The organism is Thioalkalivibrio sp. ALE22 (genome assembly GCF_000381445.1).
Classification (GTDB): Bacteria; Pseudomonadota; Gammaproteobacteria; order Ectothiorhodospirales; family Ectothiorhodospiraceae; genus Thioalkalivibrio.
This window is the reverse complement of the sequence record NZ_KB906501.1, coordinates 152,126-166,123: the sequence shown is the minus strand read 5'-3', so window position 1 is coordinate 166,123 and position 13,998 is coordinate 152,126. Positions and strand designations below refer to the sequence as shown.

The window sequence follows — 13,998 nt, the reverse complement described above, 5'->3', positions numbered from 1 at the left end:
CCATGCAGTGCTACGTCTACCGCGCAACCCGTCGCGCCGATACCTATGTCTACTTCCCGGAGAAGGACGATTTCTCCGACCTGCCCGAAGGCGTGATGCGCGCCCTCGGCACCCTGGAGTTCGCACTGGAGTTCGATCTGACACCCGAGCGCACCCTGGCCCAGGAAGATCCACAAAAGGTCCTCGCTAACCTCAAGGAGCAGGGCTTCCACCTCCAGTTCCCGCCCCCGGAAGACAAACCCGAGTCCTGACTCTCCGCGCAGCCATGCGCCGCCGAGGTGCTTTGATTACCCCCTGACGGTCATCCCGGAAACCGCGAAGCGGTTATCCGGGATCTCATGCGGTGGGGGCTGCCCGGGCTTCGGGGGCTGTCCAGCCTCGGTCATCCCGGCTCTTCGCTGCGCTGCGGCCGGGATGACCGGGGCGGGGTGGCTGCAGGCGGGGTGCGTTGAGCCAGCAGCGGATGGTGGGCTTCAATCTGGCCTCCACGGCGCCCATGGTGATACATTGTTATAACTTCGGCCGGTTTGTGGGGAGGCCATGAAAACAACTTTGCGACAGATCGGAAACTCCCGCGGCGTTCTGTTACCTGCGACACTGTTGCGCCAATGCGGGATCCGCGACGAGATCGACCTGCGGCTCGAGGGTCACCGGATCGTGATCGAACCGATTACCGAGCCGCGCGCCGGCTGGTTCGACCACTACGACATCGATCAGGACGATGCACCCGAATGGTCCGACGCGCCCTGGGCCGAGGATGCCGAGGAGTGGGAATGGTAGGGCGTCGCGCACCGGTTCGCCGCGGCGACGTCTACTGGGTCAACCTGGACCCTACCGTTGGAACGGAGATCCGCAAGACCCGTCCTGCATTGATTGTCTCCCCCGACGACATGAACGCAGCCTTGCCACGGGTTCTGGTGGCCCCGATCACCAGCAAGGGGCAGCCCCTTGGATGCCGGCCGGAGGTCGAGCTCGCGGGCCGCCCGGCCCGTATTCTTCTGGACCAGATCCGCAGTGTGGACAAGCGGCGTCTGGGGTCCACGCTTGGCTCGATCGAACTCGCAAGCTGGCATCCGCAACTCCTGGAAATGTTCGTCTGACGTTTGTGAGCTGCCATCTGACCAGGCCCTGGGTCGTGCGCGTAGAACAGGACGTTGGTATAGACGAAGACCTTATCGCTCATGCAGCGCGTCCCGATCCGGGCGTTCGCCGCCGAAGTGGCAGCCCTTGTCCAGGGCGGCCAGGGCCGCGCGCTTGGAACGCTCATACCGTTCGGATCGTTCCACGATGTGCTCCAGTTCCTCCGTCAGCAGCCGGCAGACCGAAGTCGAACGACGGGCTGCGATGACCTTCAGTTCGGTCAGTACCTGCTTGTCGAGGGACAGGGTAATGTTCTGTTTCATGTTGAATCCTCATGGCTCACGTAAAAATGCGGAGCACGAAAACTACGTGCATTCAACGGAGGCCAGTGTGCTGTCAGCGATCAGGTCGGGGGGTGCCGTACTGGCTTGGCCACAGGGCTCAGGTGGCCGGTAGTTCCGGGGCGGAATCGCTTTGGCTGGGGGCCGCGGGGAGGCGCGAGGGCGGAGCCTGCGCATAAAACGCGGGAGTCGCAGCGCGGTCACGCATAAGTCTGTATAGTGTCGGCCCTTTTGCCAGTATCCAGAGTTTGTATTCCATGACCGAGAAGCTTCGCAACATCGCCATCATCGCCCACGTTGATCATGGCAAGACCACGCTGGTCGACCAGCTCCTGCGCCAGTCCGGCACCCTCGACAAGCGTGGCGATCACGGCGAGCGGATCATGGACTCCAACGCCATCGAGAAGGAACGCGGGATCACCATCCTGGCCAAGAACACGGCCATCGAATGGCAGGACTACCGCATCAACATCGTGGACACCCCCGGACACGCCGACTTCGGTGGCGAGGTCGAGCGCGTGCTGTCGATGGTCGACTCGGTGCTGCTGCTGGTGGACGCGGTGGATGGCCCGATGCCGCAGACCCGCTTCGTGACGCAGAAGGCCTTCGCGATGGGCTTCAAGCCGATCGTCGTGGTCAACAAGGTCGACCGCCCCGGCGCGCGCCCCGACTGGGCCGTGGATCAGGTGTTCGATCTGTTCGACCGCCTTGGTGCCACCGACGAGCAGCTCGACTTCCCCATTGTGTTCGCCTCCGCGCTGAACGGCTTTGCCGGGCTGGACTCCAGTGTCACCGAGGGCGACATGACCTGCCTGCTGGAGACCATCGTCAAGCATGTCGCGCCGCCGAACGTGGACGCGGATGGCCCGTTCCAGATGCAGGTCTCCTCGCTGGACTACAACTCCTATCAGGGTCTGATCGGCATCGGCCGCGTGAAGCGTGGGCGCATCAAGCCGAACACCCCGGTCAAGGTGGTGGATCGTGAGGGTGGGGTGCGCAATGGGCGCATGCTGCAGATCATGGGCTTCCACGGCCTGGAGCGGGTGGAGGTTCAGGAGGCCCGGGCGGGCGACATCATCACCTTCACCGGGATGGACAAGCTGTTTATCTCCGACACCCTGTGCGATCCGAACCACGTGGAGGCGATGGAGCCGCTGACCGTCGACGAGCCGACCGTCAGCATGACCTTCCAGGTGAATACCTCGCCGTTCGCCGGGCGCGAGGGTAAGTACGTCACCTCGCGCGTGCTGCGTGACCGCCTGCAGGAAGAACTCAAGCACAACGTCGCCCTGCGCGTGGAAGAGGGCGAGGACCCGGACAAGTTCAAGGTCTCCGGCCGTGGCGAACTGCACCTGGGCATCCTGATCGAGAACATGCGTCGCGAGGGCTACGAGCTGGCCGTCGCGCGCCCCGAGGTGGTCATCAAGGAAGTCGACGGCGTGAAGCAGGAGCCGTACGAGTCGGTCACCGTGGACGTCGAGGAGCAGCACCAGGGCACGGTCATGGAGAAGCTCGGCGAGCGCCGAGGCGAGATGACCAACATGGTTCCGGACGGCAAGGGCCGCGTGCGCCTGGACTTCATCGTCCCGTCGCGCGGCCTGATCGGCTTCCAGACCGAGTTCATGACCGCCACTTCCGGTACCGGCATCCTGCACCACATCTTCGACCACTACGGCCCGTATCAGTCCGGGGCGGTGGCCTCGCGCCAGAATGGCGTGCTGATCGCCAACGCCGCCGGCAAGGCCCTGGGCTTTGCCCTGTTCAACCTGCAGGACCGTGGCAAGCTGTTCATCGGCCCCGGCGAGGAGGTCTACGAAGGCATGGTGATCGGCCTGCACTCGCGCGAGAACGACCTGGTCGTCAACGCGCTCAAGGCCAAGCAGCTCACCAACATCCGTGCTGCCGGGACCGACGAGAACATCCAGCTGACCCCGCCGATCCGCATGACGCTGGAGCAGGCCATCGAGTTCATCGACGACGACGAACTCGTCGAGGTGACCCCGGAAAACCTGCGCATCCGCAAGAAGTTCCTGCTCGAGCACGAACGCAAGAAGGCCTCCCGCGCCGCCGCAACCGCCTGAAGCTAGACCCAAGGCGGAACCAAAAAGCGCCCGGCCGGATCGCATCCGCCGGGCGCTTTTTTTACGTCCTGCCCTCTGCCGCCATCCCGGAGCCCGCGCAACGGTTATCCGGGATCCCCTGCGCCGGGGATTGCGCGGATCCCGGGGTATGTCCAGCGCCGGAGATCCCGGCTCATCGCTGCGCTGCAGCCGGGAGGACGGTGCGGCGTCTGGAAGCAGATGGGCGTCCCTTCCGTTGCCCGCCAGCTGTAGGAGGCGAGCCCTCTCGCCGATCAGGTGCGTCCAGCGCCCCATCGCCCAGAGGGCCGGGCTCCTGCGGGAGACGAGGGCTGCAGCGGCATGTGTTCAGGAGAGCTGTTCGAGGAGACGGGTGTCCTCTTTCTTCCAGTTATCCGGGGTCTCCTCCGGCTGGATCGTGCTGCACGAGGTGATCTGGCCTCCGCTCTCATCCGGTGCTATGGTGTTTTGGTGTGCACGATTCAGCCCGTCTGGAGGGCTTCGATGAGCCGATTAACCATCACCCTGGACGACCAGCTGCATCAGGCCCTGAAAGAGGCGGCGGCGCGGCAGCACCGTTCCATCGCTTCGATTATCGAGGAGAGCCTGGTCTATCGCGGGATTCGTACCCGTAGCGAAGCGCGGCAATTAGTGGCCTCGGCTCGGAAGCGCGCAGCGCTAAGCGAAGAAGATGCCATGGCTCTAGCGCTGGAGGAGACTCGTTCCGAGCGCGGCCGATGAAGCCGTGGACGCTGGTGGTTGACACCAACGTCGTGGTGGCGGGGCTTCTGTCCAGTGCGCCACGCTCACCCGTATGCCGTGTCCTGGACGGGATGCTGGCGGGACATTTCCCTTTCCTGACTTCGCCTGCCCTGATATCCGAATATCGCAGGGTTCTCTTGCGGCCGTCGCTGGTTCGGCTGCATGGCCTTTCGGACTCGCATATCGATGACTTGGTGACCGAACTGGTCGCCAATGCGATCTGGCGTGAGCCGAGCCCCTCATCAATTTCGGCTCCGGATGCCGGAGATTCTCACCTGTGGGATCTGCTGGCTTGTCACCCGCGCAGCATCCTGGTGACGGGCGACAAGCTGCTGGTCCAACAGCCATTTGCGCCGGGGCGTGTCGTCACGCCCGAGGCGGGCCTTCAGCTGTTTGAAACGAGCTGATTAGGTGCGCGGGCGCGGTTGTCTGGGGCGCGAGCGGAGTTTGTTATTTTGGGTTCGTGATCTCGGATCCCCGGGCCACGCGATTCTAAACGGCGTCATCCTGGAAACAGTGGCGGGCCAGCCTCTCACTGAGTTTCAGGCAAAAGGCAAGGTTTGACCCCGAGGCTCCGCTTGCGTCCCAAAGGTACGCCCGCGGATCACGCCGCATGGACCGCTTCCCGGGTTCGCTCGATATCCGCGAGGACATACGGATTGGTCACGCTTTGCGGTGTCACCAAGTCCACGGGCCGTCCAAGAATGTCGCTCAACTCTCTGCGCAGACCGAGGAATTGCTCGAGGGACAATCCGGTCTGCTCCGGCCCGAATTCCACGAGGAAATCCACGTCCGAACGTTCAGGGTCGAAATCTTCCTCGCGAGCCGCAGACCCGAAAACGTCCAGCCGCGACACACCGAAGTCACGGCATGCCGATTCGAGCGCGTCGAGATGTTGTCGAATCAATGGATGCATGATGCCCAAGCCTCCTACCGCTATTACGATACGACAGTCACGCTTGGAGCGCAGCCAGAAGGCTATGCCTCGATTGAGGCCCCGGCTGGCCCGCTGAGAGGGGTACACCCTCCGGAGCAGGCTACGGGCAGGGGTGCGCCGTTCGAGGGTCCAGAACACCAGCAGGAATGTAGACGGAAAACAAACCTTTCCCCGGTTCCTGTATTACCAGATGCAGCGTATCGGGAAGTCGCGCAAGGCCGGATCGGTGGTCAGCAATGGGATCTGCTCGAGCTCTGCCTGGGCAGCTAGGATGCGATCGAACGGGTCGCGATGGTCGACAGAATAGGTCCCGGCGTGGATCGCTTGCGAGTAGTTCACTGCCAGATGCGTAAAGCCATCTGCGGTGACGAGTTCATCAAAGCGCTGGATGACTACACCGCCAATCTGCAGTTTGCCCAGTCGATGCTTCGTCGCAATCTCCTATGCGCTGGCGGCGCTTACCATGACAGCGTTATCCAAGTCCCCAATAATTTCCCGAGCGCGTGACGATAGCCGCGAATCGTTCGTTAACCACCAGAGCAGGGCGTGGGTATCGAGCAGGACTCGCACACTATTTCTCCCAAGCGGCGAGTTCATCCTCCGGCAAGGGTTCGAAGAATGCGTCTTCGACCTGGCCCGTTATGCGCCCGGGTTGGCGCTGTAATGGAGGGGATGCCAGCGGCACCAGCCGCGCATACGGCCGGCCTGACTTGGCCAGGATGATCTCCTCGCCATCATGCGCGCGCTTCAGCAGTCGCGACAGGTGCGTCTTTGCTTCGTGTACGTTGACTGTTGTGCTCATGAGCTCGCCTAATCCGACTAAGTCGTATGACTAAGCCTATGTGCCGGAAACGATTTAATCAAATCGTTCCTGTAGACCATTTCGTCGAGTGGGTCTCACCCAGGCCCGGGGCAAAAGGCAAGGTTTGACCCCGAAGGCTACGCTTAAGGAGGGCCAGAACATGCACTCAGTTGCTTAATTCGAACGCGCAGAGCTCCTCGGAAGCGGTGACCTGGAAGTCAATGCCGTCGGGCAATTGCTCTGCAGAGGCCACGTTCTCGAAGGTGTAACCCAGTCTGTCGCCGAGGAGGTCAATTGTCGCGCCTTCTTCGAGGCTTACGGATTCTGGTGTGCAGATTACAGCCTCGTCCGTCGAAAAGCTTGCCCGTAGTTCGTCGGGAAATGCGTCGCCCAAGCCTTCTACGTTGACGGCGCATTCGTACGTTGCCGTGCGGATGTTGTCGCTCTGTCCGAGAAATTCGACTTCCACCGAACACTCCATCGTTTCTGTGCCGAAAATAGCATTTATGCTTTCAAGCGCTACGTCGTCCGGTATGTCATATGCGCCAGAGAATACCCAGTAGCTTGTGGGATCCGCGTCTTCCGGGTCTGCACATTGGTCGCTATTTGTCAGCAGGCAAACATAACGGCCCGGATTTCCCTGGAAGTCGTTGCTGGTTCCGTTGCTGGACAGGGCGTCCACGCAGTCCTCATGGTCCGCATTACCCCTCATTCCGGTAATTAGAAAATCGTGTTCCTCGAATCCGGAATGCGCTCCTGGTGTCCCGATCCCAACAGTACGGAAGCTGTCCCCCGTGCTGACGAAGCCACGATATCTGCGGACCGTTGTAAGAGCTGGGCGCGGCTCAAACCCGATGGACTCCGGTTCTGGCGCAAATGCAGGGTCGCCAACGCAGACGCGGTTAGTAATGTCGGCGTCGACCAAGCGCACTAGGCCAATATTGCCAAACCAGGAACGGCCAACGTAGCACTGGTAGGCGAAATAAGGCCGGTCAAACTCCGGGTCCTCGATAAGTTGGGCGTCAGTCACACGGTCGTTACGAGTCGCATACTGATCGCTGTAGATTCGTGTGCAGACGCCTGCATCCGATGACACGACGCCGACATCGCCGTGGTCAACGGTGATGTTATCGTCCACAAACACTCGGCCCCGGATGATGCTGAAACCGAGATCCAGATTGTCTGGATCGGGCGACTCCATCGTGATCAGGGCCTCGCTGGTCGTTGTATCAACCAGTTGGATGGTGCTTCCGCTGCGGCGGATCTCTGTTCCGTCGTCAAGCACGTTGGGGGGTTGGTCCAACGTGTAGTCGGAATCCAGAAGCTCTCCCCCCATCTCTCCGGATCCAGCTGGTGGGTCCACCAGGTCTCCGTGCGGCAGGCGGCCGCGCGCGAGGTTGACGGAGAACAAGGGGTCATTCCAAGCGGCGTTACTGCGTACCTGAACTTGCTGGATTTCGCCTCTGGGGTCTGTCCATGAAACCGTTACCTGCAGTTCCAGGAGATCCCCGCTGGGGGGTAAGAGGTCCCCGGGTGATGGGGATGTGCTGACATCGAAGGTTGCGTTGATACCCTCGATCCCTGCTTGTTCAATATTCTGCAGTGCCGTTTCGAGCTCAGTCGTGGTGAGGGCGTTACGCAGTGAATCCATTTGCGTCTCGGCCAACTGCATTGCCTCCGCTCGGGCCTTGGACGTGGTGGTGCTCGATGTAAGCTCTCCATGCAGCTTGGCAATTGCCAGCAGTCCGAGCGAAACGATGGCAATGGCGATCAGCGCTTCGATCAGGCTGATGCCGCTGTGAATGCGGCGAGTTTCTAGGTGCATGGTGAGCCCTCAATCAATATGTTGAATCGCGCGCGGGGGCGTCAGCAATTAGTTATTGGTCGCTGTCCAGTCGCGCCATGACCCTGAGACTGTGCCGCGTGCGCCGATGTTGGACGCGCCACGGGCCGAAACTGGGTCGAAAATGAAGTACGGGGTACCACCGGCACTGACGGTGTCGCCTTGAATAACCGTGGCCCCGTGGAAGCGGGGGGATCCGCCCGTATTTAGATCGCCGGTCACATAGAGAATGCCGTAGAACCTGGCGTTTCCGGTAACATCCAAGTTGCCATCCACCACCAGCACGGCGGGTTCTTCACGGGTTCCGACAGGATCGTTCAGCGAATAGTCGCCGTCGACCCAAAGCACTTTGTTGTTCGCCTTGCCAGCCGAAATCATTTGCTCCGTGCTTTCGTGGTCGCCTAATGGAGTCACCTGGTTTTCCCGGTAGCTCTCTAGCGTATCGCCCATAAATCCCCGGAAAAAATCGGCGTCGTTCAGGGATCCCAAGGCGAGGTCGCCGTCGATGACGTCTGGGCCTACGCCCGCTTGTTGTCCAGTGCGGCAGACATAGTTGTTTGATTGCTGGCAGCTGTTTGGCAGGCTCTCCAGTGGCCAAAGGTCACTATCCGTTGGAGGGGCCACCCCCTCCTCGCGAACAAACGTGTTTCCCGGGTTGCCGGTCACGGAAAGGTCGGAGCCCGACCAGATCGTCAACGTGTTGAATGCGTTGAATACCCGCGCTCGCCCATTGGTGTTGACGCCCCCGCGGGTGATCAGCGGGTTCGTGGGAGGATTGGCGACCGAAGGGCCGGCCCGCAATGCGGTCATGATGCCCTTGCGTGCTGAACGGTCGTCGCTCCAGCCGCAGGACAGGAGAACGACATCCAGTGTGTCGGCCGCGGTGGAGGTGACGCCGCTGTAGTCACCAATACTATTGCTTGGCGTGTCTGGGCAATCGATATCCCAGTTGATCGCTTCAGGTGGCAAGAAAAGTGCGCGATAGGTGCTCTGGCCTGCCTGGTCTTCGCTAGGTCCAAGCACAGCTGGCTGCCCATTCTGATCAACGATATCGAACCCCCCTTGAACGTAGTGAGTCGCGTGTTCGATTCCCCCCTGAGCGGCGTTGGCAGTTTGCTTCATGCGCATTTCGTTGGCCGACATGCGCTGTTCCAGGATCGCCGTTTGGGCCGTGAAGATCACGGTGATGGTCACTGCCACCATGATGATCAGTGCGATCAGGAGTGTCGCCAAACCTTTCTGTCGCTTTCCCAAGTGTTGGGGCTGGAAAATCGGAACCCTCATGGCCTGTCTCCGGGGCTTCATCATTCTTCGGGGAAGATGCGGTGGTTGCGAACGCTTATGGTCTCGTTGTGCCGGATCCGCGTTTCGGGGGCGCGCGAGTGGGTCGCATCCAGTTCGATGCGGATTCGTCGGCTTTCGACGAATATGTCGCCTGCAGCCCCTGTCATTGCGGAACATGCGGGGTTCGCTTCGATAGTGCCGTCTTCGGAAACCTTGATGCAGCTGGACGGGCTTGAGTCGAATTCCAAGCGGTTGACTGACGTCGTGTTGGGATCGGTGAGGGCTTCCCAAGTCCCATCTGCGCAATTGTCCGTGCTTGAGATTTCACTTGTCAGCATCTCGAGCACGTTGTTCGCGAGGCGATATCCGAATACATACTGATCATCAGGTGGCCAGCCTGTCGACGCGGCCGGGTCATAGCCGAAGGTCGGATCGTAGCTGACCAATATGCACTGACCGCTATCGTGGATCGCGATATCCAGGTCGGATTCCATAAAGCGGTTGATAGGGGGGGCGTCGACCTGCTCTTGGAGCAGGTTGGGGTTTGAGTAACCAGCCCGCCGGATGTCGGCAGCCATGAAGTCCATGGCGATTCGCGTCTCTTGCGTTAGCCGTGCTTCCTGAGTGACATATGCGCTGCCTCGAATGACGGTGATGTAGAGTGCGATCACGCCGGCTATGACGATCGTACCCACAAGGATTCCGATCATGAGCTCGATCAAGGTGAAGCCGCGAGCCCGCTTGTTCTGCCACGCGGTGTGTGTAGCCGTATTCTTTGCTCTGTTCAGCATTCGGTATACGCCCCCATGGCACGGTTCGTTCCACAGGCACGAGGGCGTCCGATTGGATTGATCTGTACTTGCATTTCGAAGTTGCTGGGAGCTGATGTGAACACGATATCGGAGCGGTCGCCCTGAACAGTGCCGCGTACGTGGTTGAAGGTGATGGTCTGTTCGCCCGTCATCGAGACGTTGCGGAAATCATCCGAACTGGTCGTGCGCAGTACTGCATCTTCATCCCCTGCCATCACGAGGGTGCATGCGTTCGCGGCGGCCGCGTCCTCGACCGTGCAATCGCAGGCGGGTGTGCTTGTTATGCCGTGACACCACGCGTCGCCGTCCACTTGGCTCACGAAGCGGATATCGCGCCCTTGCTTGATAGCCTCGCTGCGGGCCGTCTGAATCTGGTCGAGGGCGCTCTCGGCGGCGCCAATCACGCGCCGCTGCTCGGCCAGGTTGAAGGCGGGAGCGGCCAGCGTGACCAGGATTACCAGTACGGCAATGGTGATCATGAGCTCGATCAGGGTGAAGCCGAAGGGTTTTTGCGGTGCGGCCATGCGCGGTCCCCGGGCAGGAGAATGAAGGGTCTCGGTTCCCATTATACGGTTTGGGGTATCTTGGGCATGCCGCCTGGCTACCGCTCGGAGTGCGAAAGCGTCCACTCGAAGAATTGACAGGACTTGTCGGAGAACGATTGTGGTGGAATCGAGTTTGGCGAAAATGGAAGTCTTCTAGGGAGATCGAGCGATGAAGGCAACAACTACTAAGGCGCTGGGGTTCACCCTGATCGAGCTGATGATCGTGGTCGCGGTGGTGGCCATTCTGGCGGCCATCGCCTATCCGTCGTACCAGAACTACATCCTCAAGTCGCAACGTGCCGACGCCCATGACTCCCTGCTGCGCATCCAGATGGAGCAGGAGCGTTGGCGGGCCAACAACCCCACGTACACGGGGTCGCTCTCAGACTTGGGTCTGACGGCCGAATCCGACGATGGGCACTATACGCTAGCGATTTCTGACGAGTCGGGCTCGAGCTTTACTGCGACCGCAACTGCTCAGGGGCGCCAAGCGGATGACTCCAGGTGCCAAAGCATTTCACTGACCGTCTCAGGGGGAAGTGCGGAGCGTGATGGAGATCCGGGTGGCGACGATTGCTGGTGATCGGTTCGTTCGTTTCCTAGCGTTTTCGACCGGCCGTCGGCTGAACTAATCAGGACAGTTCTTCACTGGCTCGCTGCGCGGACGACCGATACTGCTAACAATGACGCGTCGGCCTTCCTCGACGTTGCCGCACACGGTAAAGCTGCCCATCTGAAGCGCGCCGTTCGTGCGCCGGGTCGTTCCCCGAGCTACGTAGGACACGTAGTCCCCGACCGGAGTGTTCCCCGTGATCGAAAGTGCGTCCTGCAACCCGGCAGCTTCGTAACCAATGAGCAGGTCTTCGTCGGAGCGCTCGCCGGAGTGTGTCGGGTCGGCGAACCAGATCCAGCCATAAGCCCAGTCGCCGTCTTCGCGGCAGGTCTCGCCGTCGCTGGACGGACACAGGGTGACGCGTTGGTTGCGCTTGAGTGCCTCGCTGCGCGCTAGGTGCATGGCGTTGAGCAGACTGTTGGTGGCGCCGATGATTCGCTGACGCTCGAGCATCTCGCTGAACGCGGGGGCCGCGAGCATGGCTAGAATGGCGAGCACACTCAGTGCGACCATCAGCTCGATGGCCGTAACTCCTTTGCAATTCCGCATCGTCGTCTCCTCCCTGAGATCGCGTGCAGGCGTGAGCATAGACGAGCACGGCGGGTGGGGCTATCCGCCAACCTGGGTAATGCTGGAACGTTACCGGTGGCAGGTTGCCTATAAGTCAGAGGTCCCGACAGGCATGGTGGCTATGGTTCTGTTTGGACGCCGTGCATTCGACGGGAGATTGCTTCGCTTCGCTCGCAATGACGGGGTGGAGAGGGCAATGACGGGGTAGGGCTGGCAGTGACGGGATGTTGCGTCTGCTGCGAAATTGAAGGTGTTGGAGGTGAGTGGGCCCATGGTGAAGGACGTGCAGCGGATGGATCAGGCGGATCTGCTGGATCTGCAGCAGCAGGCGGCGCGTGCGGCAAGGCTGGACGTCACGTTTCGCGACGAGGCCCGCTCCGGGGCGCCGACGCCGGAGTTGCAGGTGATCCCGGCCGGGGAGTTCGAGATGGGTTCGGATGCCTCGGAGTACGGTCATCAGCCGCATGAGGCCCCGCGGCGCTTCGTGGCGCTGGAGCGGTCCTTTGCCCTGGGGCGCTACGCGATCACGCGTGAGGAGTGGGAGGCGTTCCAGGCGGCGACGGGCTGGGAACCCTGGGAGTGGCTGGTGTGGCCGAGCACGCTGCGCATGCCGATCTTCAACATCAAGCCCGACAGCATCCAGCAGTATCTGGACTGGCTGAGCGAGGAGACGGGCAAGCGCTATCGCCTGCCCACCGAGGCGGAGTGGGAATACGCCTGCCGGGCGGGCACGCGCACGCCGTTCGCGTTCGGCGAGGTCGTGGGGTGTCGCGACGTGCACTTCAATTCGCTGTTCCCATACGAGGAGCGACGCCAGCGGCGCAAGTGGTACATCCCGGCGTGTTTCCCGCTGTCGCGGCCGCTGGATGTGGGCAGTTTCCAGCCCAACCTCTGGGGGCTGTACGACATGCACGGCAATGTGCAGGAGTTTACCTCCACGCCTTGGCACGACAGCCACGCGAACTGCCCCCGCGACGGTGTCTATCGCGCCGACCCGGACAACGAGTGGGTGGTCACCAAGGGCGGTTCCTGGTTCGATGCCGCCGTGAATACCCGCAGCGCCGCCCGGCGCCGCCGCAACATCGACGAGATGGATACCAACCTGGGCTTCCGCGTCCTGCGCGAGCTGGAGGCGTAGGCCCCGGGCCGGCGGTGGCAGGGGCTTCGCGCGTAAGGCGCGCCCCCCGCGGGGAACGGTTCGGCGCTGCGGCGAGGCTTGGGTCTTGTGTAGGAGCCCAGCCCTCTGGGCGATGGGGCCTAGGCCGGGCCCGCTCGGCCAGAGGGCTGGCCTCCTACAGTGGGGCGCTGCCCTGTTCCGGTCGGAACAGGTGGATCTCCAGGCCCTCGATGTGCCGATAGTGCCGATCGTTGGCCGTGACGAGTGGCAAGCCCAGCTGTGTGGCGGTCGCCGCAATCAGCGCATCGGCCATCTGCATGTTGTGGCTGAGGGCGTAGGTCTCGACAAGGAAGGTTGCGCGGTTCGAGATGGCTTCGCTTACCGGTTGGATGCGGGCATCCCAGTACTGGACGGCTTGGCGCAGCGCGCGGAATTCGGACTGGTCGCGCAGCCCCTGGACGAGTTCCATGTAGGTTACTGCGGACACTGTGAATCCCGGCGAGCTGTCGAGCCATTCGCTGGCTCGCTGATTCCCGCGCAGATTCCAGATCAGGACATCCGTGTCCACTAGGGAAACACTGATCAATGTACACGCTCGCGTTGGCACCCCAGGTTTTCCGAGACAAGGCGCGTCGCGCAGTGGGTAGTGGTTCTACCCGCAAGCGGCGCAACGCAGGATCGGGGAACCTGGGGTGCCAACCCCGAAGGGCTCGGCCGCTTTTGCGTGGGAACGGCGTTGCGGCTTCCTTGTGCAGAATAACTGCGCGGCTGTCGCCGCGCCTTGTTCACACGCAAAAGCGACTCGAGCGCGAGCGTGTACATTGATCAGTGTTTCCCTAGCATTACTTGAAGTTCCTGGGTTGCCGGATTCGTCGGACGTGTTCGTCAACCGAGCCTTGCTGGTCCCGCCAAAGCCCAAACAGAGGATTATGGTCGGCGCGCGTTTGCGGGGCCGAGGTGCTTCGGTATGGGACCAATTTGGCGCGCAGGCGACCTCGATACGTGATTTCGATCTCCTCGCCCCGGTCCACGGCGGCGAGCAGTTCGCGGCTGTGCAGGCGCATGTCCTTGGTGGTGGCTTCCATGACGGCCTCCGCTAGTTACACTTTGAAGTGTAACTAAAGTGCGTTGGTGGTCAAGAAGCTGGGTTGCCGGCCACGATCATTTTGATGTGTTTCGCTGCGCTCAGCCGCATCCTACGAGGGGTTTCTTGA

18 protein-coding genes and 1 pseudogene are annotated in these 13,998 nt (G+C 61.5%); 8 read left to right on the top strand and 11 right to left on the bottom strand.

Annotated features, from left to right (window positions below; genetic code table 11):
* Positions 1-2: 2 nt before the first annotated feature.
* The 3 genes from F793_RS0104125 to F793_RS0104115 all read left to right on the top strand — a co-directional run bounded on the left by F793_RS0104125 (position 3) and on the right by F793_RS0104115 (position 1,100).
* On the top strand, positions 3-251 hold the full coding sequence (locus F793_RS0104125) for a YcgL domain-containing protein (RefSeq protein ID WP_018882574.1): 249 nt from the start codon (positions 3-5) through the stop codon (positions 249-251).
* Positions 252-552: 301 nt separating this feature from the next.
* Complete coding sequence (locus F793_RS13325; RefSeq protein ID WP_231366537.1) at positions 553-780, top strand: AbrB/MazE/SpoVT family DNA-binding domain-containing protein; 228 nt, start codon at positions 553-555, stop codon at positions 778-780.
* Positions 774-1,100 carry a type II toxin-antitoxin system PemK/MazF family toxin gene (locus F793_RS0104115; protein ID WP_018865501.1) on the top strand — a complete coding sequence of 109 codons (327 nt, stop codon included), beginning with the start codon at positions 774-776 and terminating at the stop codon, positions 1,098-1,100. The genes F793_RS13325 and F793_RS0104115 overlap by 7 nt, the downstream gene beginning before the upstream one ends.
* A 72-nt stretch (positions 1,101-1,172) precedes the next feature.
* On the opposite strand, the gene F793_RS0104110 is transcribed toward F793_RS0104115, so the two are convergent.
* Entirely contained in the window at positions 1,173-1,403 is a 231-nt protein-coding gene (locus tag F793_RS0104110) for a hypothetical protein (protein ID WP_018865502.1), read from the bottom strand.
* 275 nt (positions 1,404-1,678) lie between these two features.
* Between F793_RS0104110 and typA the strand changes: the two genes are divergently transcribed.
* The 3 genes from typA (at position 1,679) to F793_RS0104095 (ending at position 4,668) form a co-directional block, all read left to right on the top strand.
* A complete protein-coding gene (gene typA, locus F793_RS0104105) occupies positions 1,679-3,502 on the top strand; it encodes a translational GTPase TypA (RefSeq protein WP_018876572.1) in 1,824 nt (607 codons plus the stop codon).
* Between the two features lie 501 nt (positions 3,503-4,003).
* The gene (locus F793_RS0104100; protein WP_019592780.1) at positions 4,004-4,240 is read left to right on the top strand and encodes a ribbon-helix-helix protein, CopG family; all 237 of its coding nucleotides are present in this window, start codon (positions 4,004-4,006) and stop codon (positions 4,238-4,240) included.
* Entirely contained in the window at positions 4,237-4,668 is a 432-nt protein-coding gene (locus F793_RS0104095) for a putative toxin-antitoxin system toxin component, PIN family (protein ID WP_018876570.1), read from the top strand. The genes F793_RS0104100 and F793_RS0104095 overlap by 4 nt, the downstream gene beginning before the upstream one ends.
* A gap of 197 nt (positions 4,669-4,865) precedes the next feature.
* On the opposite strand, the gene F793_RS0104090 is transcribed toward F793_RS0104095, so the two are convergent.
* The 7 genes and pseudogenes from F793_RS0104090 to F793_RS0104065 all read right to left on the bottom strand — a co-directional run bounded on the left by F793_RS0104090 (position 4,866) and on the right by F793_RS0104065 (position 10,463).
* Positions 4,866-5,177 (bottom strand): nucleotidyltransferase family protein, encoded by a 312-nt coding sequence (locus F793_RS0104090; RefSeq protein WP_018882576.1) that lies wholly within the window; start codon positions 5,175-5,177, stop codon positions 4,866-4,868.
* Between the two features lie 204 nt (positions 5,178-5,381).
* Positions 5,382-5,768: pseudogene (locus F793_RS14130) on the bottom strand (type II toxin-antitoxin system VapC family toxin).
* Position 5,769: 1 nt separating this feature from the next.
* Positions 5,770-6,000 carry a type II toxin-antitoxin system Phd/YefM family antitoxin gene (locus tag F793_RS13575; protein WP_081618698.1) on the bottom strand — a complete coding sequence of 77 codons (231 nt, stop codon included), beginning with the start codon at positions 5,998-6,000 and terminating at the stop codon, positions 5,770-5,772.
* A 166-nt stretch (positions 6,001-6,166) separates the two neighbouring features.
* Positions 6,167-7,825: a prepilin-type N-terminal cleavage/methylation domain-containing protein gene (locus F793_RS0104080; protein ID WP_018882577.1), complete on the bottom strand. Its 1,659-nt coding sequence runs from the start codon at positions 7,823-7,825 to the stop codon at positions 6,167-6,169.
* 48 nt (positions 7,826-7,873) lie between these two features.
* Positions 7,874-9,127 carry a PilX N-terminal domain-containing pilus assembly protein gene (locus tag F793_RS0104075; protein ID WP_019592779.1) on the bottom strand — a complete coding sequence of 418 codons (1,254 nt, stop codon included), beginning with the start codon at positions 9,125-9,127 and terminating at the stop codon, positions 7,874-7,876.
* A gap of 20 nt (positions 9,128-9,147) precedes the next feature.
* Entirely contained in the window at positions 9,148-9,918 is a 771-nt protein-coding gene (locus tag F793_RS0104070; RefSeq protein ID WP_018882579.1) for a PilW family protein, read from the bottom strand.
* Complete coding sequence (locus F793_RS0104065; protein WP_018882580.1) at positions 9,912-10,463, bottom strand: GspH/FimT family pseudopilin; 552 nt, start codon at positions 10,461-10,463, stop codon at positions 9,912-9,914. Before F793_RS0104065 ends, F793_RS0104070 begins: the two co-directional genes overlap by 7 nt.
* A gap of 190 nt (positions 10,464-10,653) precedes the next feature.
* Between F793_RS0104065 and F793_RS0104060 the strand changes: the two genes are divergently transcribed.
* Positions 10,654-11,067, top strand: coding sequence for a type IV pilin protein (locus tag F793_RS0104060; protein ID WP_018882581.1), 414 nt, complete (start codon positions 10,654-10,656; stop codon positions 11,065-11,067).
* Between the two features lie 45 nt (positions 11,068-11,112).
* On the opposite strand, the gene F793_RS0104055 is transcribed toward F793_RS0104060, so the two are convergent.
* Positions 11,113-11,685: a GspH/FimT family pseudopilin gene (locus F793_RS0104055; RefSeq protein WP_018882582.1), complete on the bottom strand. Its 573-nt coding sequence runs from the start codon at positions 11,683-11,685 to the stop codon at positions 11,113-11,115.
* 253 nt (positions 11,686-11,938) lie between these two features.
* Between F793_RS0104055 and F793_RS0104050 the strand changes: the two genes are divergently transcribed.
* Positions 11,939-12,805, top strand: coding sequence for an SUMF1/EgtB/PvdO family nonheme iron enzyme (locus F793_RS0104050; protein ID WP_018882583.1), 867 nt, complete (start codon positions 11,939-11,941; stop codon positions 12,803-12,805).
* A 154-nt stretch (positions 12,806-12,959) separates the two neighbouring features.
* On the opposite strand, the gene F793_RS0104045 is transcribed toward F793_RS0104050, so the two are convergent.
* Entirely contained in the window at positions 12,960-13,352 is a 393-nt protein-coding gene (locus F793_RS0104045) for a type II toxin-antitoxin system VapC family toxin (protein WP_018882584.1), read from the bottom strand.
* A 274-nt stretch (positions 13,353-13,626) separates the two neighbouring features.
* The gene (locus F793_RS0104040) at positions 13,627-13,869 is read right to left on the bottom strand and encodes a type II toxin-antitoxin system Phd/YefM family antitoxin (RefSeq protein WP_018882585.1); all 243 of its coding nucleotides are present in this window, start codon (positions 13,867-13,869) and stop codon (positions 13,627-13,629) included.
* Positions 13,870-13,998 lie beyond the last annotated feature (129 nt).